The sequence below is a fragment of the Paenibacillus sp. FSL R7-0345 genome, assembly GCF_038595055.1.
Taxonomy (GTDB): Bacteria; Bacillota; Bacilli; order Paenibacillales; family Paenibacillaceae; genus Paenibacillus_AQ.
Genome location: NZ_CP152002.1, coordinates 3412350 through 3433373, shown reverse-complemented (window position 1 = coordinate 3433373; position 21024 = coordinate 3412350). Strand labels below are relative to the sequence as shown.

The 21024-nt window shown below is 52.7% G+C and carries 16 protein-coding genes; 4 read left to right on the top strand and 12 right to left on the bottom strand.

The genetic code is table 11. The features are described from left to right. Nucleotides 1–6: 6 nt before the first annotated feature. From NST84_RS14565 to NST84_RS14540, 6 genes are read right to left on the bottom strand one after another with little or no spacing between them, the layout of a single operon-like run. A complete protein-coding gene (locus NST84_RS14565) occupies nt 7–1038 on the bottom strand; it encodes a sensor histidine kinase (protein ID WP_342566254.1) in 1032 nt (343 codons plus the stop codon). 32 nt (nt 1039–1070) lie between these two features. Then, complete coding sequence (locus tag NST84_RS14560; RefSeq protein ID WP_342566253.1) at nt 1071–1529, bottom strand: GAF domain-containing protein; 459 nt, start codon at nt 1527–1529, stop codon at nt 1071–1073. 48 nt (nt 1530–1577) lie between these two features. Then, complete coding sequence (narI, locus tag NST84_RS14555) at nt 1578–2264, bottom strand: respiratory nitrate reductase subunit gamma (RefSeq protein WP_342566252.1); 687 nt, start codon at nt 2262–2264, stop codon at nt 1578–1580. Further along, nucleotides 2261–2827, bottom strand: coding sequence for a nitrate reductase molybdenum cofactor assembly chaperone (gene narJ, locus NST84_RS14550; RefSeq protein WP_342566251.1), 567 nt, complete (start codon nt 2825–2827; stop codon nt 2261–2263). Before narJ ends, narI begins: the two co-directional genes overlap by 4 nt. Continuing rightward, entirely contained in the window at nt 2820–4391 is a 1572-nt protein-coding gene (gene narH / locus NST84_RS14545; protein WP_342566250.1) for a nitrate reductase subunit beta, read from the bottom strand. Before narH ends, narJ begins: the two co-directional genes overlap by 8 nt. After that, nucleotides 4381–8055 (bottom strand): nitrate reductase subunit alpha, encoded by a 3675-nt coding sequence (locus tag NST84_RS14540; protein ID WP_342566249.1) that lies wholly within the window; start codon nt 8053–8055, stop codon nt 4381–4383. Before NST84_RS14540 ends, narH begins: the two co-directional genes overlap by 11 nt. Nucleotides 8056–8364: 309 nt before the next feature. Here NST84_RS14540 and NST84_RS14535 point away from each other — a divergent pair, with 309 nt between their 5' ends. Continuing rightward, the gene (locus tag NST84_RS14535) at nt 8365–8784 is read left to right on the top strand and encodes a hypothetical protein (RefSeq protein WP_342566436.1); all 420 of its coding nucleotides are present in this window, start codon (nt 8365–8367) and stop codon (nt 8782–8784) included. Here NST84_RS14535 and NST84_RS14530 read toward each other — a convergent pair. Next, a complete protein-coding gene (locus NST84_RS14530; RefSeq protein WP_342566248.1) occupies nt 8732–9226 on the bottom strand; it encodes an Rrf2 family transcriptional regulator in 495 nt (164 codons plus the stop codon). The two genes, NST84_RS14535 and NST84_RS14530, sit on opposite strands and share 53 nt — an antisense overlap. A 153-nt stretch (nt 9227–9379) precedes the next feature. On the opposite strand from NST84_RS14530, the gene hmpA reads away from it, so the two are divergent. Further along, entirely contained in the window at nt 9380–10561 is a 1182-nt protein-coding gene (hmpA, locus tag NST84_RS14525) for an NO-inducible flavohemoprotein (RefSeq protein WP_342566435.1), read from the top strand. 97 nt (nt 10562–10658) lie between these two features. After that, the gene (locus tag NST84_RS14520; protein ID WP_342566247.1) at nt 10659–11195 is read left to right on the top strand and encodes a flavin reductase family protein; all 537 of its coding nucleotides are present in this window, start codon (nt 10659–10661) and stop codon (nt 11193–11195) included. A 107-nt stretch (nt 11196–11302) separates the two neighbouring features. On the opposite strand, the gene NST84_RS14515 is transcribed toward NST84_RS14520, so the two are convergent. The 3 genes from NST84_RS14515 to NST84_RS14505 all read right to left on the bottom strand — a co-directional run bounded on the left by NST84_RS14515 (nt 11303) and on the right by NST84_RS14505 (nt 15529). Then, complete coding sequence (locus NST84_RS14515) at nt 11303–12925, bottom strand: cellulase family glycosylhydrolase (protein WP_342566246.1); 1623 nt, start codon at nt 12923–12925, stop codon at nt 11303–11305. Between the two features lie 59 nt (nt 12926–12984). After that, a complete protein-coding gene (locus NST84_RS14510) occupies nt 12985–13638 on the bottom strand; it encodes a hypothetical protein (protein ID WP_342566245.1) in 654 nt (217 codons plus the stop codon). A 133-nt stretch (nt 13639–13771) separates the two neighbouring features. After that, on the bottom strand, nt 13772–15529 hold the full coding sequence (locus tag NST84_RS14505; protein WP_342566244.1) for a methyl-accepting chemotaxis protein: 1758 nt from the start codon (nt 15527–15529) through the stop codon (nt 13772–13774). A gap of 249 nt (nt 15530–15778) precedes the next feature. Between NST84_RS14505 and NST84_RS14500 the strand changes: the two genes are divergently transcribed. Then, a complete protein-coding gene (locus NST84_RS14500; protein WP_342566243.1) occupies nt 15779–16969 on the top strand; it encodes an ROK family protein in 1191 nt (396 codons plus the stop codon). A gap of 105 nt (nt 16970–17074) precedes the next feature. Here the strand turns inward: NST84_RS14500 and NST84_RS14495 are convergent, their stop codons facing one another. Beyond that, nucleotides 17075–17959: a hypothetical protein gene (locus NST84_RS14495; RefSeq protein WP_342566242.1), complete on the bottom strand. Its 885-nt coding sequence runs from the start codon at nt 17957–17959 to the stop codon at nt 17075–17077. Nucleotides 17960–18161: 202 nt separating this feature from the next. Further along, nucleotides 18162–20963: a glycoside hydrolase family 2 TIM barrel-domain containing protein gene (locus tag NST84_RS14490; protein WP_342566434.1), complete on the bottom strand. Its 2802-nt coding sequence runs from the start codon at nt 20961–20963 to the stop codon at nt 18162–18164. Nucleotides 20964–21024: the final 61 nt, after the last annotated feature.

Sequence of the window (21024 nt, the reverse complement as noted above, 5' to 3'; positions counted from 1 at the left end):
CGCAGCTCATTCCTTCCCTTGTATCTTCCCTGCGGGAACCAGCAGCAATATCCTTGTCCCTCTGCCTCTTTGTGATTCTACACTGAACGTTCCGCCGACCAGCTCTGCACGTTCCTGCATGCCAAAGAGGCCAAGACCGGTTCCCGCAGGTTCGTCTCCCGCATTAAAGCCGATTCCGCTGTCCTCAACCTGAAGCCGGAGAAAACCATCCCGTTCAGACAGTGTAACATTGACTGTGTCCACCTGGGCATACTTGAGCGCATTCAGCACAGCCTCCTGGCATACGCGATAGACTACAGTTTCGATCTCACTGCCATACCGCTTCTCGGACAGCCGGGATTCGAAATCAATGACAAGGCCATAGCTCTGCTCCATCCGCTTGAAGTGGGAACGGAAGGCCGCCTCCAGCCCGAAATCATCGAGCGCCGCCGGCCGCAGCTCCACCGAAAGATTACGGATATCGCTGAGCAGCCGGGTCATGGAGACCTCGGTCTGCTTCACCTTCCGCAGCAGCTGCTCGTCATCCGTCATATATTTAAGCACACGCAGATCAATGACTGCACTCATCAATTCCTGGGCCACACTGTCATGCAGCTCGCGGGAAATCCGTTTGCGCTCATTCTCCTGGGCTTCAATTACATGCTTCATCATTTTGTTCTGATAGAACTTTTCCTGGGTTTTAAACTGCCGGGTCAAGTCCCTCAGCATAAAAACGCGGATTCCCTGCTCGGCATCAATGGTATGGAAAGTGGCTGCATAAGGGACGATCCCCTTATCCCTCGTCTCCAGATAAACCTGATAGGAGGTGAAATTATCCGAATCCGGCGTATTAAAATAGCAGTTCAGACAGGTGCGAAGCTCCGTCTCGCTTGTATAGCCCCGGCAGGTTCCGCATAACGCCAGGGGATTTCCCTGATAGAGCTGCTTCAGAATATCCTGGTCAACTATATTCTCAGCAGCCGGATTCATTGCAAGCGCCTTGCCGTCCCGGTCAAAAAAGAACATGGCCTCGGTGCTGTTCTCAAACAGCCTGCTCATTAATCCATTCGTCAGATCTTTTCCGGGTGTAATCAACTCAGCAACAATTCCTTCCCGTTCAAGTCTCCAATGCCCCTGCGTGCGGTTTCTTCCAGAGCCTGCACCATTTCGTGCGTAACCTGCCGTTCCCCTCTGAACCCGCCCAGCAGTACACCGGCTACACGGGCATCATTCCAGATCGGCACAGCAGCAATACTCCTTAAATTCTCCATCTTGGTAATGGGGAAAGTAAATAAGGAATCAGGATGTACATCTTTCTCAACAGAAGGCAGCAGAAACGGCTTACCGGTCTTGAACACGATTCCGGCAATCCCTCTGCCTGATTGCAGAACAATCCGTTTATAACGTTCATTCGTGTTCCCGGAGGCGTATTTCCAGCGGATCACATAATCATATTCCGCAGGTTCGGCAAGCGCCAGTGAGATGAAGTCATACCCCAGCGCTTTGCGGATCTCGTCAAGCTCCCCCTGGTAATCCACCTTGTTAATCATCGTTTCCACTCCTTACCGAACACAGAAAGAAAGACTGGCTTCTTTCCTTTAATTCGTTTTATTTCTTCTGTATAGAATATAACTTCTGCCTATATAATTCAACGGAACACTCCAGACATGGACCAGCCGGGTGAACGGCCAGAAGGCAAAGATGGCGAACCCGCACAGAATATGCAGCTTGAACGAAAACGGTACATCAGCCATCAGTGCCGGATCGGGACGGAACATAAACAGTCCGCGGAACCAGACGGAAATGGTATCACGATAGTCGAATTCAGGCTGTACGGCATTCGTTACAATTGTAGAATACATCCCCATAAACACTATAAATAGAAGCAAAGAGTTAACAATCAGGTCAGATGCGCTGCTGAGCTTCCGGACATTCTTGATCGTAAAGCGCCGCGAGGTAAGAATCAGCATACCGGCCAGTGTTGCAAAACCGAAGATTCCGCCGATATACACAGCTCCGATATGGTACATGTGATCACTCACACCAAGGGCCTCCAGCCATGACTTCGGAACGGCAAGACCGCCGATATGGCCGAGAATAACCGGCATAATCCCAAGATGGAACAGGATGCTGCCGAATTTCAGCTGCTTTTTCTCAATAAATTCACTGGATTTGGCCGTCCAGTTAAACTGGTCCTTGCGGTACCGGAAGATATGTCCGAAGATAAAGACCACCAGACACATATAAGGGAAAATGACCCATAAAAACTGACCGTACATATTCATTGACTCAGGGCCTCCTGTTCAGCACAAGCTTTAAATGTTTCCCGCAGCCCCTTCACCAGATGGAAGTAGGGACTGTTATTTTTTTCGAGCGCCTTGAGCAGATGGAATGTGCCATCCTCCAGGATCGCAATCAGCATCCGGAAGTTCTCCGGTGCATCCGGATTATCCAGCCACTCTGCAGCGTACAGAAATTCACACATCAGCGGCAGGAAATCGGGCAGCTCCCCCTCCGGCATTTCCAGCCCGAACATTTCATAAAGCAGCTTCAGTTTAGCCAGCATCTGTCCGCGTTCCTTGGCATCCTCAAACTTGAAGTAAGTCATATATAAGGCGCAATCCTTCTGAAAATCAAAGGTGGCCGCATAGCTCTCCTGAATCTCCTCCAGACTGTAGTTCTGCATCAGAGTCCAGTACGTATGCACATTCGAATATCCGGGGTGATCCGGACTGAACGCCTCCTCCAGAAAAGCCGGATGAAAATCCAGCTTCTCAGGATACATGAGCTGCAGGGCGAAATATCCGAAGGATTCCTTGTAGCTGTATAATCTGGTCAGATTAATCACGCCAAATCCCTCCGTAGAAATTCTCCTCGTACATGTCTTTACCGGTCTTCAGGCTTTCAGTGAGGGAGCTGGCGGCACCGCAGCCGTCACAGCCCGAGCCTGTGCCCATATCACCCATTCCATTGCCGTAGCCGGCGGAACCCTGGGCGCGGTAAGGATTCATGTGCTGTTCTTTGTGTGAGGTCGGAATCACGAACCGGTCCTCGTATTTGGCAATCGCCAGCAGCCGGTACATCTGTTCCATCTGCTGGGCGGTCATGCCGACACGGTCCAGACGGCTGAGGTCGAACTCCTGTCCTGATGACTGGGCACGCATGTAAGAGCGCATCATGGCCATCCGCTGCAGGGCTTCTTTTACCGTTTCCGTATCGCCTGCAGTCAGCATATTGGCCAGATATTGAATCGGCGTGCGCATTTCTTCAATCGCCGGGAAAATCATATCCGGATTCTTGAGTGAATCCTTGCCTTCAAAGTAGTTCATGATCGGGCTGAGCGGCGGTACATACCAGACCATCGGCAGCGTCCGGTATTCCGGATGCAGCGGGAAGGCCAGCTTATGCTCGATTGCCAGCTTATAGACAGGAGAGTTCTGCGCAGCTTCCAGCCAGTCCTCGGAAATACCGTCTTTTCTGGCCTGGGCAATCACTTCCGGATCATGCGGATTCATGAACAGATCGCATTGTGCCTTATACAGATCCTGCACATCAGGTGTAGAAGCAGCATCAAGCACCTTATCGGCGTCGTACAGCAGAACGCCCAGATAACGGATACGGCCGGTACAGGTCTCCGAGCATACTGTCGGCAGTCCTGCCTCCACGCGCGGGAAGCAGAAGGTGCATTTCTCGGCCTTGTTGGTCTGCCAGTTGAAGTAGACCTTTTTGTAAGGGCAGCCGGTCATGCAGTATCTCCAGCCGCGGCAGGCTTCCTGGTCCACCAGGACGATGCCGTCCTCATCCCGTTTGTACATCGCTCCTGAAGGGCAGGAGGCGACGCAGCTCGGGTTCAGGCAGTGCTCACAGAGACGGGGCAGATAAACCATAAACGACTTTTCGAAGTTGAATTTGATTTCTTCCTCGATCTTCTGGATATTAGGGTCAAGGGGACCCGTGACATGCGCACCGGCCAGATCGTCCTCCCAGTTCGGACCCCATTCCAGATCCATCTTTTCACCGGTCACGGCCGAATGGGCCCGTGCTACCGGTGAATGCTTCTGTTCTCCCGCATTAGTCAGATGCTCGTAGTTGTAAGTCCACGGCTCATAATAATCCTTCATTTCCGGCATATCCGGGTTATAAAAGATTTTACCGAGCGCGATCTTGGACAGCTTGTTACCGGATTTAAGCTCCAGCTTGCCTTTGCGCAGCTGCCAGCCGCCTTTATAGAGCTCCTGGTCTTCCCAGCGCTTCGGATAGCCGATCCCCGGCTTTGTTTCCACGTTGTTGAACCACATATATTCCGCACCCTTGCGGTTCGTCCAGGTCGTTTTACAGGTGACGCTGCAGGTATGACAGCCGATGCATTTATCCAAATTCATTACCATTGCAACTTGCGCTTTAATTTTCAAGCCAGTTAACCTCCTTCATTTTGCGTACGGCTACGTAGACATCCCGCTGGTTGCCAATCGGACCATAGTAGTTAAAACCGTAGCTGAGCTGTGCGTATCCGCCGACCATCTGGGTAGGCTTCAGATGAATCCGGGTTGGCGCATTATGGCTTCCGCCGCGGGTATCGGTAATTTCCGACCCCGGCACTTGAATATGCTTGTCCTGGGCATGGTACATGAACATCGTGCCTCTCGGCATCCGGTGGCTGACCACCGCCCGTGCTGTAACCACACCGTTGCGGTTATATACTTCCAGCCAGGCATTATCCTCAATGTCGTGGGCTGCCGCATCCTCGTTATTAATCCATACCGTCGGACCTCCGCGGAACAGGGTCAGCATGTGCTGGTTATCCTGATAGGTGGAGTGAATATTCCATTTACCGTGCGGTGTCAAATATCTCAGCACCAGTGAATCCTGTCCGCCCTTGATTGCCTTGTCGCGCGGTCCGAAGACCATCGGCGGCAAGGTCGGTTTGAATACAGGCAGGGATTCCCCGTATTGCAGGAAAATCTCATGGTCAATGTAGAAATGCTGTCTTCCGGTCAGCGTACGGAACGGCACGAGGCGTTCAATATTCGTGGTGAACGGCGAATACCGGCGGCCCTGCTTGTTCGAGCCGCTGAAGACCGGCGTCGGAATGACTTCACGCGGCTGAGCAGTGATGCTCTGGAAGGTAATCTTCTCCGCTGCACGGTCTGCTGAAATATCCTTCAGCGGAACCCCGTGATCCTTCTCGGCTGACTCATATGCCTTCTGGGATACACGGCCGTTAGTCGCCGAGGACAGATGAAGAATCGTATCTGCCGCCTGGCGGGCTGTCTGCAGCTTCGGAAGGCCGTTTTTGATCGAATCGTCAAAGTAAACACCGCTAAGCTTCTTTAATTCCTCATATTCTTCAGCAACCGAGAAGCTGACGCCGTGTGCACCGGCTTTTCCGACAGCCAGGTTCGGTCCAAGCGAAATATATTTATCGTGAATTTTTGTATAGTCACGTTCCACAATGCTCAGGTTAGGCATCGTCTTACCCGGAATGGCCTCCACTTCGCCTTTAGCCCAGTCTTTAACCAGACCCATCGGCTGGGAGATTTCACTGATCGAGTCATGTCCAAGCGGTGAAGCGACGATGTCCTTGTATACGCCCGGCAGATGGGTTTTCGCCATTTCCGAGAACACCTCGGACAGCTGGCGGTAAATATCCCAGTCCGAACGCGATTCCCACAGCGGATTGACCGCCGGATTGAACGGGTGCACGAACGGATGCATGTCGGTGGACGAAAGATCTGTTTTCTCGTACCAGGTTGCCGCCGGCAGTACAATATCTGCATAAAGAGGAGTTGTGGTCATCCGGAAGTCCATCGCAACCATCAGATCCAGCTTGCCTTCCACATCCTCGCGCCAGATGATTTCTTCCGGCTTCTGCTCCTCATTAGGCTCAGCAAGCAGGCCGTCCGAAGCGCCGAGCAGATGCTTCATGAAGTATTCCTGGCCTTTGGCTGAGCTTGAGATCAGATTGGAACGCCAGATAAAGAGCGAACGCGGGAAGTTCTCCGGTGCGCCCGGATCTTCCACCGCAAAGCGGGTTTTACGCGATTTGATCTCCTCCAGCGCATGGCCGATGATCTCGCTGTTGGACTTTTTGCCTTCCCGTGCCGCTTCTTCCGCGAACAGCAGGCTGTTCTTGTTGAACTGCGGGAAAGACGGCAGCCAGCCGAGACGTGCAGCCAGAACGTTGTAATCCGCCGGATGCTGGTAAGCAAGCTCACCGCCGGTCGGAGATTTCAGCGAATCGGTTCCGCTCTCCTCATACCGCCACTGCTCGGTGGCAAAATAGAAGAAGGAAGTCGCATTCTGCTGCCGCGCCGGGCCCTGCCAGTCCTTGGCAAAGGCCACAGTGGACCAGCCTTCGATCGGCCGGCATTTCTCCTGGCCGACATAATGCGCCCAGCCGCCGCCGTTAACCCCTTGCGAAGCAGTCAGGACCACCAGGTTAAGGATGGATCGGTAAATGGTATCACTGTTGAACCAGTGGTTAATCCCGGCTCCCATGATAATCATCGAGCGGCCGCCTGTATCTATTGCATTCTGTGCGAACTCGCGGGCGATCTGCACCACGACGCTGGCTTTCACCGTCGTAATCTTCTCCTGCCATGCCGGTGTGTAATGCGAAGCTACGTCATCATAGCCTTTGGCGTTGAGCGGACTGTCGATACGGGCGACCCCGTACTGGCTAAGCATCAGATCGTAGACAGTGGCCACATAACGTTCAGTTCCGTCAGCAAGCCGCATTTTACGGGCTGGAATCATCCGTCTGAACGTACCGTTGCCGGCATTGTCAAAGAACGGGAACACGATTTCCGTCCATTCTTCGCCATGGCCTTCAATGCTCAGTGCAGGCTCAACCTTGCTGCCGTCTTCATTATCAAGAATCAGGTTCCACTTCTTGCCCTCTTCCCAGCGCTGGCCCATCGTTCCGTTCGGGACAATCACTTTACCTGCTGCCTCATCATAAATGACCGGCTTCCAGTCGGAATGCGGCGTACTGTCTCCGAGGTCGCTGGCCCGCAGGAACCGTCCGCCCTTCCAGGCGTCCTCATGCGGATCAAGCAGAATCAGGAACGGCATATCTGTATATTGCTTGGCATAGTTCAGGAACATCGGCTCCTGCCGTTCCTGGTAGAATTCATTCAGAATGACATGGGTCATGGCCTGGGCCACCGCAGCATCCGTTCCCGGATTCGGTGCCAGCCAGTTGTCGGCGAATTTCACATTCTCTGCAAGGTCAGGTGCAACAGAAACGACCTTGGTTCCTTTATAGCGGACTTCTGTCATAAAGTGCGCATCCGGTGTCCGTGTCAGCGGGACATTCGAGCCCCACATGATCAGATAGCCGGAATTGTACCAGTCCGAGGATTCCGGTACATCCGTCTGCTCGCCCCAGATTTGCGGCGAAGCCGGCGGAAGATCGGCATACCAGTCATAGAAGCTCAGCATCTGGCCGCCGAGCAGCGAGATAAAGCGGGCGCCGGAAGCATAGCTGACCATCGACATGGCCGGAATCGGCGTAAAGCCTGCAATCCGGTCCGGTCCGTACTTGCGGATCGTGTAGATCAGCTGTGCGGAAATCAGATGCAGCACATCGTCCCAGGCAACGCGGATATGACCGCCTTTGCCGCGCGCTTTTTTATACTGGCTGGCTTTCCCGGGATCTTCCACAATGCTGGCCCAGGCATCAATATAGCTGCCGTGCTCCTGCAGAGCCGCCTGCCACAGCCGCCATAGCTTACCGCGTACATAAGGATACTTCACACGAAGCGGGCTGTACTCGTACCACGAGAAGGTCGCTCCGCGCGGACAGCCGCGCGGTTCAAATTCCGGCATATCCGGACCGCAGGAAGGATAGTCGATCTGCTGGTTTTCCCAGGTAATGATTCCGTTCTTCACAAACACCTTCCAGCTGCAGGAGCCGGTACAGTTTACACCGTGCGTAGTGCGGACGACTTTGTCGTGTGACCAGCGCTGGCGGTACATATTTTCCCAATCTCTATTTTTCTCTTCAAGAATGGACCATTTTCCGGAATAGCTCTCGATCGGTTTAAAAAAGTTAAGGCCGAATTTCTTCTTCATCGGTTACGAACACTCCTTTGCAGAATGAAGCGAATCTAGTCAATCATTCAATTAATACCATTATGGATCTGTATGCCGGCACTTCCCATTAGGGAAACGCCTATTGCGCCGCGGGAATTCCCTCGATCTGCAAAAACAGCAAAAAAGCCTTTCCCAAAACCGGGAAAAGCGCTGCTGCAAGCCTGTTTTTTCACTGCCGGAAGCCCGTACTAGGGAGTTCCCTCTTTGTTATACGGGGATTACCTTACCGGGGATTTCACTATCAGGTTGTATGCTATACTGATCAAAAATAAAGAGAGGATGAACGACATGCCAGGACCTTCTTTACGCCAGCTCCATGCCCATCATGCCATTCATGAGGGCGGTCTGTCCGGCGCAATCAGCAAAACCGAGGAAGTAGAGGAACTGCTTGCGGCAAAAGAATTCGAGGTAGCCCGCCAGGCGGCAGAGCATCTTATTGAATATTGGGAGACACGGATTCTCAGCCATGCCGATGCAGAGGAAGACGGGTTCTATCAGGAAATGGAAGCGAAGCAGCCAGACCTGCAGAACGCTGTAATCCGGCTGACCCGTGATCATGAATTAATGCGGATTGTTGTCAGAGACACCAAGTCCCGGCTGGCCCGGGAAGGGCTCACACCGGAAGTGCTCCACCAGTTCCACGCGCTGCTGGTAGTTAATGCTGTTCATAGCCGGGATGAGGAGCGTCTGCTGTTCGGGGAGGCGTAACCTGATCCGTCGGTGCCAGAATAGCCCGCAAGTCATCTTTATTAATAAGTAAATCCTGCAGCGTATACTCATCCAGCACCTGCAGATAGGCCTGGAGCGCCTTGCCCAGTACACCTTTTAGACCACACACCGGGGAGATGGGACAACGGCCGCCCGAAGGCTGGAAGCATTCAACGAGATAAAGATCGTCTTCCATCCGCCGGACGACCTCCCCGATGTTAATTTGCAAAGGGTCCAGGGCCAGACGTATTCCGCCGCCCCTTCCCCTGACTGTTTCGATGTAACCCGCCTTGCCCAGCTCATGGGAAACCTTCATCAGATGATTCTTCGAGATTTGATAAGCATCCGAGATTCCCTGCACCGTTGACAGCTCATCCCGCTCCTTCGCTCCCAGATACAAAAGAATCCGTAACGAGTAATCTGTATATAAAGTAAGCCTCATAATCAGCCTCCAAACCACATGTATGGTAAGTGATAAATGTTACAAATAATATTAATAAAATTGTCTATTTTGTTAAAGTGGTATTTTAAATATATCTTTTATTTAAAATTAGGTATATATTCATTTTGGATGAATTGAGAGGGGATGAACATTATTTTATCACAACACACTCGTGACATTGTTAAGTCGACAGCGCCGGTACTGGCAGAGCATGGAACAACGATTACAACTGTCTTTTACAGGAATTTGTTCGAAGCCCACCCGGAATTGTTAAACGTATTCAACCACGCCAACCAGGCACAGGGCCGTCAGCAGGCCGCACTTGCGAACGCAGTGTATGCTGCAGCCGTACACATCGATAATCTGGAAAACATTCTGCCTGCAGTAGTCCAGATTGCCCACAAGCATGTCAGTCTCGGCATTAAACCGGAGCATTATCCGATTGTCGGTGAATTTCTGCTGAAAGCGATCAAGGAAGTGCTCGGCGACGCCGCTACACCTGAAATTCTGCAGGCCTGGGAAGAGGCTTACGGCGTTATCGCCGGTGCTTTTATCGGTGTCGAGGATAACATGTACAAAGAAGCCCGTGAGCAGGAAAACGGCTGGAATTTCTTCAAACCGTTCACTGTTGCCCGTAAAGTACAGGAAAGCGGCAATATTACCTCCTTCTATTTGAAGCCCGCAGATGGCTCCAATGTTCCAGATTACAAGCCGGGCCAGTATATTTCTGTACGTGTGTTAATTCCAGGCGAGAAATATACCATGATCCGTCAGTACAGTCTGTCCCAGGCGCCAAAGGCGGACGAATTCCGTATCTCCGTCAAACGCGAGGAAGCAAACGATCCAAATGGGGTTGTGTCCGTCTATCTGCACAATCAGGTCAACGAAGGTGATACGGTAGAGGTAAGCGCTCCTGCTGGTGAATTCATGCTCGATGTCTCCAAAACCACACCTGTGGCCTTCATCTCCGGCGGCGTAGGCATTACCCCGATGATGAGCATGTTCGAAACGGTTGCCAATGTAACCCCGGACCGGCCGGTTGTCTTCCTGCATTCTGCGCGTAATGAAGCCCTCGCCGCTTTCCGCCAGGATGTCGAGAAATACGCAGCTCTTATGAGCAACGCCAAGACCAAAACCTTCCTGTCCGGCGGACCTGACGGTGTAATCACAGGCGAAATCCTGAAAAGCTATGTAGATGTTACAGGCGACGCCTATGTGTGCGGACCTGTACCTTTCATGGAAGCCATGATCGGGGAACTGGTTAAGCTTGGCATGAAGGAAGAGCAGATTCATTACGAGTTCTTTGGCCCGGCCCTGCAATTACAGAACAGCTAGACCTGTGCGTCTGGTCACCCTTGCTCCTTTCCGGATTGCGCTATCCTTTTGATACAAGCCGCCTAGTGCGGTATACATATTCAGGAGGATTGGACAAATGGAAAAGGTAGCTGTTGATTATGAAAAAATGTACTACGGGTTCCCGGTTATCCTGGTGAGCTTTTATGATGCGGACGGTAAGCCGAATGTGACGCCCATCTCCTCGTCCTATTCACTGAAGGACATGATGATGCTGGGCTTCAGCAGCAAGGGCTATGCCGTTAACCAGATTAAAGCAGTACGGGATTTCGTCATCAACATTCCGGGACGCTCTCTGATGGACGAGGTTACTTACTGCGGTGCGCATTCCGGACAAGAGCTCAGCAAATTCGACCATGTAGCTCTGACGCATGAGCAGGCGCATACGGTCAATGCTCCTGTTATCCGGGAATGTCCGGTTGCGATCGAATGCACGGTAATCGATGTCCTTGAGCATGACCAGTTTAGGGGCATTACTAATATTCTCGCCAAAATTGAGGGCCGCTATGTTGCCGGCAATGTGCTGAATGAAGAGGGCGGACTGCAGGCCACTGAGCTTGACAACATTCTCTATTTCGGAGACGGCCGGCAAAAGAGCTTCCGTTTTATGCAATAGGCTGCCCATAAGCCTGTACATACAGCGGCGGCACCATACTGCAATGTATCGTTCCAGCGCACAGCAGCGCTTCCCCGGATGCCGGAGAAGCGCTGCTTGTTTTTATTCTAATGGAAAATAATCCGTACCAGCCGTACGGTTCCCGATCTGACCTTAACCTTTACCTTCGATCTGCTGGCAGCTGCTAATGCTACCTCCGGAATGGCCTGCTTGTGCTCCCCCGGTTGAAGCATCAATGATGCTATTTCGCGCTCATCCTGAAAAAGAGTTACAGCCGCAGGCTCAGAGCAGCTATAGACGAAGGAGAGATTGCTGTCCTCCCGTGTACCGTTGATTGTATAAGCGGCAAACTCTCCGCTCTCCAGCTCAAGAACGAACCGGTCCCACAAAATGTCAAAGAAGAAACGTTTGCTTAAGTCTCCCCGCTTGGCATCCTCAACAATGTGCATCCCGGTTCCTGACCGGTATTTAAAGGGATTTCCTTCATGGCGTAGTCCGCTGAAAGACTTTCCTTTGCCAGGCAGCTCATCAAAATCCGTTGCACGGACTGTGCATCCGGGCGTTCTGAATACCGAATACGTTACTTCTGCATTATACCGGCAGTTTGCAACCCTGATATTCTCAAGATACTCTTCCAGAATAGCAGCAGCCCGCTCATAACCCGGATGAACACCGCCTCTGGTGTAGTCCATAATCAGGTCCCAGCCTTCGGGCAATGCAACAGAGTATGGCGAATTGGTATTGTCCATCTTTTTCCACGGCCACAGATTGTAACCGATATTCAGTTCAGCAGCCAGCGGATAGATCGCAGTATACCACTCGTTCAAGTTCTCTCCGCTCTCTCCCAGCCATAGCGGTGCATTCAGCCTCTCGGAAACCCCAAGGAATTCCTGAAAAGCGCTAAGATCCGGGTAGCAGGCGTATCTGTGAAAATGAATGATCATATTTTCATCATACTTTTTGTGGAAAATGCTTGTGTCCGTCGCCCAGTGATGCCCTTCAATAGACAGCATATGCTTATCATCCACTGCACGGATTGCTTCTACCGCTTCCTCATAAAACCGGACGAGCCGGGGAACCAGATAGTCAAAATCCTGTCCGGCAGACGGAGTCTTGATCGGTTCATTCAACAGATCATAACCGCCGACAATCCAGCGGCCCTTGTAACGTTCAGCCAGCTGCCGCCACAGCGCAATCCCCTTGTGCCAGCTGTCCTCATCCGTGAATAGCCGCGGCACATCATCAACAGAATCGTCGATATTTGCGCCGGTCTGGCCGCCCGGAGCTCCGTGCAGATCCAGAAAAGCATACAGTTTAAATTCCTCGCACCAGTCCAGGCAGCGGCCGATTAACTGGAACCCCTCCTCTTTCCAGGCGATCCCGGGCTCGTCCTCCATCAGAACACGCCAGTTAAACGGAATGCGCACGGAATTGTAGCCCTGCGAGGCCATTAGCCGGATATCTTCTCTCGTGATGTAGCTGTTACGGAATTCCGCCCAGAACCGCTCAGCGTATTTCGTTCCCGTTAACTCACGGATAACGGCTTCGATCCGCGCCGGCCGGTCAAACCGGCTGTTGCCGTCGGTAGTCCACATATAGCCTTCCGGGAGCAGCCAGTTGCCAAGCCCCCATCCTGTAAGGAGCACTTCTTCACCATTACCGTTTACAACCGTCCTGCCCTCAGCTCTTAGAAATCCGCTAACTCTGGCGCGGCTCATCTTCTCATTCATCCGCCTGATCATCCTCCTGCAGCTATATTTGAAGCGGTTACAATTCTCGCAGCCAAGATTCAGCTTTCTATGTAATAGGCGAATACCGTCTCAACCGGCTTGAAATACAAGTAGCCGTCATCCTCCCACGGCTGAAAATGCTGATCCATCCGCGAATTCTCCCACGGCACCGGGGTCCCTTTTGTGCTAAGCCGCCCCGGAACTACAGGCTCCTCGACTACGGATGGAAATTCCTGATAGCCGAACAGCAGATTCTCATGCATGGCGATAATATCGTATTTATTGCCGTGGAACGCCCGCTCCTCCTGCAGCTGGTAGTGATAGTAAATATAGCTTGCGACCTTTTCCCGTTTCAGGTGAGCTACTCTTCCGCCGCGCCGCTCAACTGCCGCTTTACGCAGCCAATGGTCATAACCAGCCGGTTCATTGAAATGAAATACATCCACCATCTCAATCCACTTCCGCGCAGCAGCTTCGCCTGCCCAGTCAATCAGATATTGCCCGGCGGCTCCGGCTACTGCTGCCGGCTCAACCCGCTCATTAATACATTCGTAGTAGAGAAAAACATTATTCTGCCAGGAAAAAGCCGCAGCTGTCATAAGCACGCCAGCCTCAACCAGCTGTTTTGCCTGTGTATTTTCCTGCAGAGCCTGAAGACCTGCCTCAGCCTGTCCTTCTTTCCAGATTCCCCTGTAAATTAACCGTGTGATCATATCCTGCTCTCCCCCTGTTATGCTTGTCCTTAATCTGGAAAAAAGCTCCCCAATCCATACTATAACACAGGCTGCAACGGTCATAAAATAACGGCTGCAGCTCCCACGGTAAAGGAGGCTGCAGCCGCTTGTATTATACTCTTACTTGCAGGATCGCCTGCCGCATATCACTGGTGTTCACACTGATCACCCTTGAGGCTTCATACACTTCCTTGATCTTCTCCAGCTGAAGATCCGTCAGCTCGCGGATCTGGCGGGTCTGCTCGGTAACCCCGCCGGCGATCAAGGCCATGCTGCCTACGGTAGCGGCAACTTCCTCGGAACCTGCGGACAGCTGCTCTGCTGTCGCCGACACATCGATGATCTGTTCCGCCACTTCCCGGAATGCAGCCGCTGCAAGCAGCAGCGCTTCCTCCGCTCCGGAGGACATGCGTACCCCTTCTGTCACTTCCCGTGAAGCCTCTGTCATCTGTGTACCGATGCCGGAGGACACCGTTCCGATATGTATAAGCAAATCAGCTACACGTTCGACCGCCTCGGCAGAGCCTTCTGCCAGCTTACGCACCTCGCCGGCTACCACAGTGAAGCCCCGTCCGTGTTCTCCCGCCCGGGCTGCTTCGATGGAAGCATTCAGCGCCAGCAGCTTTGTCTGGTCAGCGAATTGTCTGATCGCTGCCAGCGCCCCTTCGATTTCGGCGCTGTAGCCCTGAAGCAGCGCCGCCATATTCATCGTCTGGCCGGTTGATTCAGCAATGGATTCCATTTGCCGGCTCATCCGGGACATGGCCGACTGGGAAGTATTCACTTTATCCAGAGCCTGTACAGCAGTCTCCGATACAGAAGCAGAAGCAGACGAGATCCGGGCAATTCCCTCCGCCATCTCATCCATCGCCAAGGCACTGCTCTGCGCTCCTTCCGTCTGCGAACTTGCGCCAGAGTATATATCCCCGATTTTTACATTAACGGTCTCACTCATCCGTAATACATCATCAGCATTTCGGGCAAACGTTTCCGAAGTGCCGTACAGGTAATCCGAGGCAGTAGATACATTGGAGACCATTCCCCTTACCCGTGTGTTCAAGTCACCTGACATTTTGAGCATCGCCTGATAGGCGGTTCCGATTTCATCCCGGGATTTGACCGGCCGTCTGTGCAGAATCCGGGATGCCTCCGCGAGATCACCCGCGGCCATAGCTCCCGCACCAGCAGTGATCGTATGCAGCGGGCGCAAAGACCGGGTGATGAACCAGGCGATTACGCTCAGGGCAAGCAATGAGACAACGAGAATGATACTATAGAGCGGCAGGCTCTGGAGCAGCACATCCCGGGTCAATGAACTGACAACAGTGACATCCGTATCGATGCCCAGTGCCCCGATCAGCGCGCCCTGGCTATTTTTGACCGGAACAAAGGCTGAGATGTAATCTCCATATTCAGGATTTTTGATCAGCTCAGAGCTGGCTTGTTCTCCTGCCAGAACGGACTTGACCGCAGCATCCGGCATATCTGTCTGCTCATTGATCGGCGAAGCCAGCGGATCACCGGCAGGTCGGCCGTCGATCATCAGCAGCGGCTGGCCGGCTTCATCAATTTTTACAAAATATACATATCTGGCTCCGATAGATTCACGAAACTGGTCCAGTTCGCCACGCAGCGACCAGTAAAGATCCGACTCCTGCGGGTCTGCCAGAAACTCACTGTAGCGTCCGGCATCAAGCTGTGTTACATAATGGCTCGCAATGTTCATGTTGTAGCTGCTGATCGTACCTTTGACGGCTGACCCGGTGTTCACCCACTGGATGGCGAGGTTCCCGGCTGTGATACAGAGTATAACGGCTGTTGTCACACAGAGGATCCGGGCAATCAGACTTTTTCGGATAAAAGCAAACATAAAGGCCTTCCCTTTCGCGCACGGCAATTGCGTTAGTTTGTAGTAGGGATTTGCAGTTTAGGCAATGACAAATGTCCCTCTACCGGAAATTTTCGACAACTTATCCCAAAATCCTTTTTCCGCCAGCAAAAATCATCATGTTCTCCACCCTGTCTGCAGAATTCACAGGATGACCTGGAAAAAACGGGTGTGTGACGCTATACTTAAAATAACCCGACTATTTGACTTGGAAATGGAGAATGTATACATATGATTACTCATTCAGCTCCTTCAATCAAAAAACAGGTATATGACCGGATATTCGAGCATGGTACCGTTTCGAAGGCTGATTTATTGCAGCATTTTGCTGTGGCCAGCAGCAGCCTGACCCGTCTGCTTGAAGACATGATCACTCAGGGGCTGATCATCGTCTCGGGATTCGGCAGCTCCACCGGCGGAAGGAAGCCGATCCTGTTTCAGACCAACCCCAGACACCGTTACCTGCTGGGGCTCGAAATATCCAGACTTTACTCCAGACTGGCACTCTACGATCTGCATTTAAAGACTCTTTCGCTGACGCGCTGGGAGATGGATGCCGGGATGACGCCGGAACGGCTGGTAGATCTTGTCGGACAAGCGGCTGATGAATTTTTGGCTAAGGAGGGCAGTTCATCACAGCAGGTACTGGGCATCGGTGTCGGTGCCGTAGGCCCGCTGGATCAGAAAACCGGGGTTATTCTGGAGCCGGAGCTCTTTCCCTCTCCCTCCTGGAAGAACGTGCCGGTATGTGAGATGCTAACTGCCCGGCTGGGGATTCCGGCCAGGCTCGACAACGGCGCCAACACCGCATTGATCGGCGAACACTGGGCTTTCCGCGAGGAGAATGTTGAGCACGCACTCTATGTCCATGCCGGCGCTAATATCCGCTCCGGCATGATGTCCGGCGGCAAAATCATCCGCGGGGCCGTAGATACCGAAGGCGCAGTCGGACAGATGATCATCCGGACCGAAGGACCGCGGCTCAGGGATAAAGGGAATTACGGGGCTCTTGAAGCCTACGTGTCTGTACCTTCACTTGAGGAGCGTGTCCTCAGCAAGCTGAGCCTTGGTCACAGCAGTTTGCTGTCTGCTCTGGCTCCTGAACGTGTGAATTTCAGCGTGCTGGTCGATGCCCTGTCACAGGGCGACCCGCTCGTCAAGGAGCAGTTTACCGAAACTGCCCGCTATCTCGGGATCGGACTGGCCAACCTGATTAACACCTTCCATCCCGAATACGTTATTCTGGGCGGCCCGCTGGTCAATGCCGATCCGCTGGTCTTTCACACCGCCGTAGAGGTCGCCAAGAAGAATACGTACCGTTATCCGGCATACAGCCCTGTTTTCACTCAGGGTTTACTGAGGGATGAAGCTGTAGCGACCGGAGCGGCAATAATGCTGCTGCATGAATGGGAGCTGAATTGAGCGCGGACCGCTTCTTTAAACAGTAAAACAGCCTGTACCAGATCATTGATCCGGTACAGGCTGTTTTTAGGTTGTCCTGTGATAACACAGGATTGATACATTTAGCTATTGTGTAATCCTTTGGCGCATCAGCACAGCCAGCTCCTCGGCTGTATCCCAAACCAGCGGACGGATGTCCTGCAGCTGGACATCCAGCTCTGCCGCACCACTGCTGTGCACTGTCCAGATTACCGGAATACCCAATCCCATTGCATAACCGGCTGCAAAGTAGACGCCTGCTGAGCGGCCGGTTAAATCGGCGATGATAAGCCGGCTCTCGGCAAGCTCCTCCAGCGGATATTCTTGTGCAGCCGGATGGCTAAGAATAGCCGGAAGATAACCGTACTGGCCGATTACGGACAGCAGATTATCCTGCCACACGGCATTATGCTCAAGCTCCGCAGGAAGGAGCACGGAGCAGGGCTTTAATTTCTTGCCGCCCGCGCTTGCGGCGGCCTCATTCCAGCCCTGCTGCGTGAGCTGAAAGTTCATCCCTTCCCGGATGAGCAGCTGCTCGTTTCCAAGCTTATCTATGATATATACCAGTTCCTGCAGATTAGGCGAATAGGTCAGGTTATAGCTGGCAGACAGCGGATGAATGGTAACCGGGTCTCCCGGAGCCTCAGAATGCCGGTACAGGAACTGCAGCAGCCGGTTTCCTTTGTCCTCAATCGTAACCGGAGTTTTGGGACTGCCTGCGATCATCTCTAGATCAGCGGACGATAGATAGACCTGCTCGCCACTATCGGTCTTTTCCCTGATATAAGCTGATACAATATGCAACAGATCCCGTTTCGCGGGATGCGGCAGCGCGTTAATCACGTCATAGCTGTCCTTTTGCAGAAAATAGAACCCGCCGGGCGAGCAGGAACAGTCCAGATAGCGGTCATATTCCCCGTCCCGTTCGATTGGGACAATAGCATCACAGAACAAACAGTGTTTCTTAGTCATATAACATATCACCTCGTATTCATTGCTGTCCTCTACCATAACATTATTTTGCCGGCAAAAGACTGGTAAATGACACCAGGTTAATAGGGACGGATCATAACACTGTTTCTGAACTGCAGCTGCGGAAAGCTTCCGCCTGCTATATCCGAGGCCGGGATGGCCGCTTCGATTCTTCTAACATCATCTTCGCTCAGCCGGACTCCTACCGAATAATCCGCGCCAATTCTTCTATTGCAACCTCTGTCTGCGGATTAAATTCCTCTGAACCCATATAGCTGGTCAGACTGGACAGGAATTGTCTGCCTTCCGGGGTCGCGGCGGCCTTATCCGCATGAAGCGGACAGATCAGCAGCTTACCTTCGCCGACACGGCATTCCAGCAGGAAGCCCAGCTTGTGATTGCGCTCAAAATTGTCGATAGTCCGGACAATCGGACTCCAGTTATGATCGGTTCCGTCCATGATCAGTGATTTGGAGTTCTCGACAATGTTCCACCACGGATAAGTGGAGTGCTCTTCACTCGGGAAGTTACGGAGTGCGGGATGTGTATTCTCGATCAGCAGACCCATCGTGCCGACCGGCACAGGCCGGTTCATACTCTCAGAGATTGAACGGAACATCGGGTAGCACCAGAAATCAGTACTGTAAAAGCCTTGAACCGCATTAGTCAGCGAATCGGGATCCGGCATCAGCAGGACGTTGCCGCCCTGATCAAGCCGGGCCTGCGCTTCTTCACCCAGCTCCTTGAACACATGCACTTCTTCAAGTCCGGCGCTGCTTAGATCAGGGTAGATCCACAGATCATAGCTCTTGCTGATATCCGTCCCGGCAATCCCGAGACTCAGCTTTACGGATGTCATTGCCTTAACAACCGGAAGTTCAAGCTTAAGCTGATACAGTTCAAAATAATTAGCCCCTGCCGGAAGCTCTGCCACTGCAGTTCCTTCACTCAGCGTCCCGCTTTCACCTGCCAGGCTCCAGCTGAGCTCAACTGAATCCGGGCTGATATTCCGGTACCAGCTGAGCTCGATATCCGCCTGGAACGGTTCCCCGGAAATGTAGTTGAATTTAGGGAACCGCGCCAACAGTACCGCATCACTGCAGAATGTGCGCCATTCCTCAGCGGTAATCATGCCTTTGGAGTCCATAAAAGCGTCCAATATACCGACCAGCGCAGTACCCTGTCCGCTGAAATCCTGCAGATCGAGCAGCTGGAAGCCGGCAAGCCGCTTGGTCCGGAAGGCTGCTTCCAGTTCTTCCTTATAGCAGGCTGCTGCCAGCTTGCCCGAAGCTGCAAAGTATTTGGCTGCCAGATGGGTGAGCCCGTTTTGTTCCAGACGTTCACGGAAAATCTCGAAATTTTTGGCTTTAAGCGGCCCGCTGTATTTGGCAATTTCCTCAAAGTTGGGATAAGTTGCATATTGCCCGATCTCATGCGAGATCACCGGAATATGCGGAATCCATTCCCCGGAGGCATCGTCTGCCTGTACGGTTTTGGCTTCAGTGCCGTACTGAATCTGGATCTCGCCGCCTATTCCTGCAGCTCCGTCGGTACTGTTCACCCGCTCAGGCGGTACGAACTGGTCGTCGTAGTCCTTCAGCGTACATGGCTCAGCGGTCTGGACATGGCCCAGCGGCGCATCACACATCGCATATGAGCCTCTGAACAGTCTGCTTCTGGAAAAGCGCACGCCGCAGAAGAAGTCCTCATGCTCCAGAATTTCCGGCACCCACTGGTGGTTGTTCGAGCCTTGTGTATAGAGGGGTCTGCTGTCAAACTCCTTGTATTCTTTTAGAATGGAATCTATCTTGGCTCTGCTGCCCCACAGCTCGTTCCCGAGCGACATCATGACAAAGGAAGGATGATTGCCGAAGGCCTGCAGAATAGCGTAGCCCTCACTCACCAGATAATCCTGCTCAGCCTGATTGTGGTTATCATCTGACGGTTCGGTAACAGTGCCCCAGAATGGCAGTTCAGGCTCCATGTAGATGCCGAGCAGATCCGCTGCCGCAAAGGCGGCTTCCGGCGGACAGCAGGTATGGAACCGGTAATGGTTGATGCCGTAGGATTTGGAGATACCGAGAATCCGCACCCATTCCTCCACATCAGTCGGCGCGTAGCCGGTCAGAGGGAAGATTAGGCCGTCATGCTTGCCGCGCAGAAACGTTTTGTGGCCGTTGATGGCGAATTTGTCGCCGTCCGCTTTGAACTCCCGCAAGCCAAAGACAAGCTCATTCAGGTCTGCCGGGCCGCCTTCTCCGGTACTGACAGCAAGGGCGAGATTATACAGATTGGGGGCGAATTCACTCCACAGCAGCGCGTCCGGCCCAAGGATATATTCAACGTCAACATTTCCCGGTTTAAGCACATACGTCTGCGCTTCCGCCACATGTCCGGCAACCTCCGCATTGTTAAAGCTCCCGGCAGATACCGTCAGCACTGCTTCAGCCTCACCTTCGAGCTTAGCCGTGATGCGGACCGAGCGGGCGGCCACATCCGGAGTAAGCCGGATTCCGCACAAATACGATTCAGCGAAAAATTGCAGCTCCAGCCTGCCGGTGATCCCGTTCCAGTTGGTCTGGGTATCCGGCGAGGTCATGTGTCCTCCTTTAGTCGGATATCCGGTGTTGCTGACACAAATCGTAACGGTGTGACTGCCTGCTGCCAATCCGCCCAAATCATACACATGAGCGGTGTTCAGGCTGTCCCGGCTGCCGATCTCCTTGCCGTCAATATAAAGCGTTGTCATCCGCGTCCGCTCCAGATACAGCCGGCATGACACGCCAGCCAGCTCCACAGGAATTTCAATCTCCCTGGAAAACCAGGCTTGGCCTTCGAACAGATATTCATCCGTCAGCGCACTGATCAGAGCCTCTTCATTTTTAGGTCCTTTACGGGCATACGAGGTCGTTCCCGGTAAATCAATTGTATCGGTGAAAGGCAGTACAAGCCCCTGTTTGTCTCCGTCCAGCTGCAGCTTCCACTCGCCTTCAAGCTTAATCATTGTCTGCAAGAATCCCACTCCCGATCGATTATTTCTTCTAATAAAATATGAATGCTGATAA

What these genes read in the sequence shown, in the direction of transcription:
- NST84_RS14565 (WP_342566254.1), bottom strand. Translation starts at nt 1,038, where the DNA reads ATGAGCAGGCTGTTTGAGAACAGCACCGAGGCCATGTTCTTTTTTGAC.
- NST84_RS14560 (WP_342566253.1), bottom strand. Translation starts at nt 1,529, where the DNA reads ATGATTAACAAGGTGGATTACCAGGGGGAGCTTGACGAGATCCGCAAA.
- narI (WP_342566252.1), bottom strand. Translation starts at nt 2,264, where the DNA reads ATGAATATGTACGGTCAGTTTTTATGGGTCATTTTCCCTTATATGTGT.
- NST84_RS14540 (WP_342566249.1), bottom strand. Translation starts at nt 8,055, where the DNA reads ATGAAGAAGAAATTCGGCCTTAACTTTTTTAAACCGATCGAGAGCTAT.
- NST84_RS14535 (WP_342566436.1), top strand. Translation starts at nt 8,365, where the DNA reads ATGCCAGGACCTTCTTTACGCCAGCTCCATGCCCATCATGCCATTCAT.
- NST84_RS14530 (WP_342566248.1), bottom strand. Translation starts at nt 9,226, where the DNA reads ATGAGGCTTACTTTATATACAGATTACTCGTTACGGATTCTTTTGTAT.
- NST84_RS14520 (WP_342566247.1), top strand. Translation starts at nt 10,659, where the DNA reads ATGGAAAAGGTAGCTGTTGATTATGAAAAAATGTACTACGGGTTCCCG.
- NST84_RS14515 (WP_342566246.1), bottom strand. Translation starts at nt 12,925, where the DNA reads ATGAATGAGAAGATGAGCCGCGCCAGAGTTAGCGGATTTCTAAGAGCT.
- NST84_RS14510 (WP_342566245.1), bottom strand. Translation starts at nt 13,638, where the DNA reads ATGATCACACGGTTAATTTACAGGGGAATCTGGAAAGAAGGACAGGCT.
- NST84_RS14505 (WP_342566244.1), bottom strand. Translation starts at nt 15,529, where the DNA reads ATGTTTGCTTTTATCCGAAAAAGTCTGATTGCCCGGATCCTCTGTGTG.
- NST84_RS14500 (WP_342566243.1), top strand. Translation starts at nt 15,779, where the DNA reads ATGATTACTCATTCAGCTCCTTCAATCAAAAAACAGGTATATGACCGG.
- NST84_RS14495 (WP_342566242.1), bottom strand. Translation starts at nt 17,959, where the DNA reads ATGACTAAGAAACACTGTTTGTTCTGTGATGCTATTGTCCCAATCGAA.
- NST84_RS14490 (WP_342566434.1), bottom strand. Translation starts at nt 20,963, where the DNA reads ATGATTAAGCTTGAAGGCGAGTGGAAGCTGCAGCTGGACGGAGACAAA.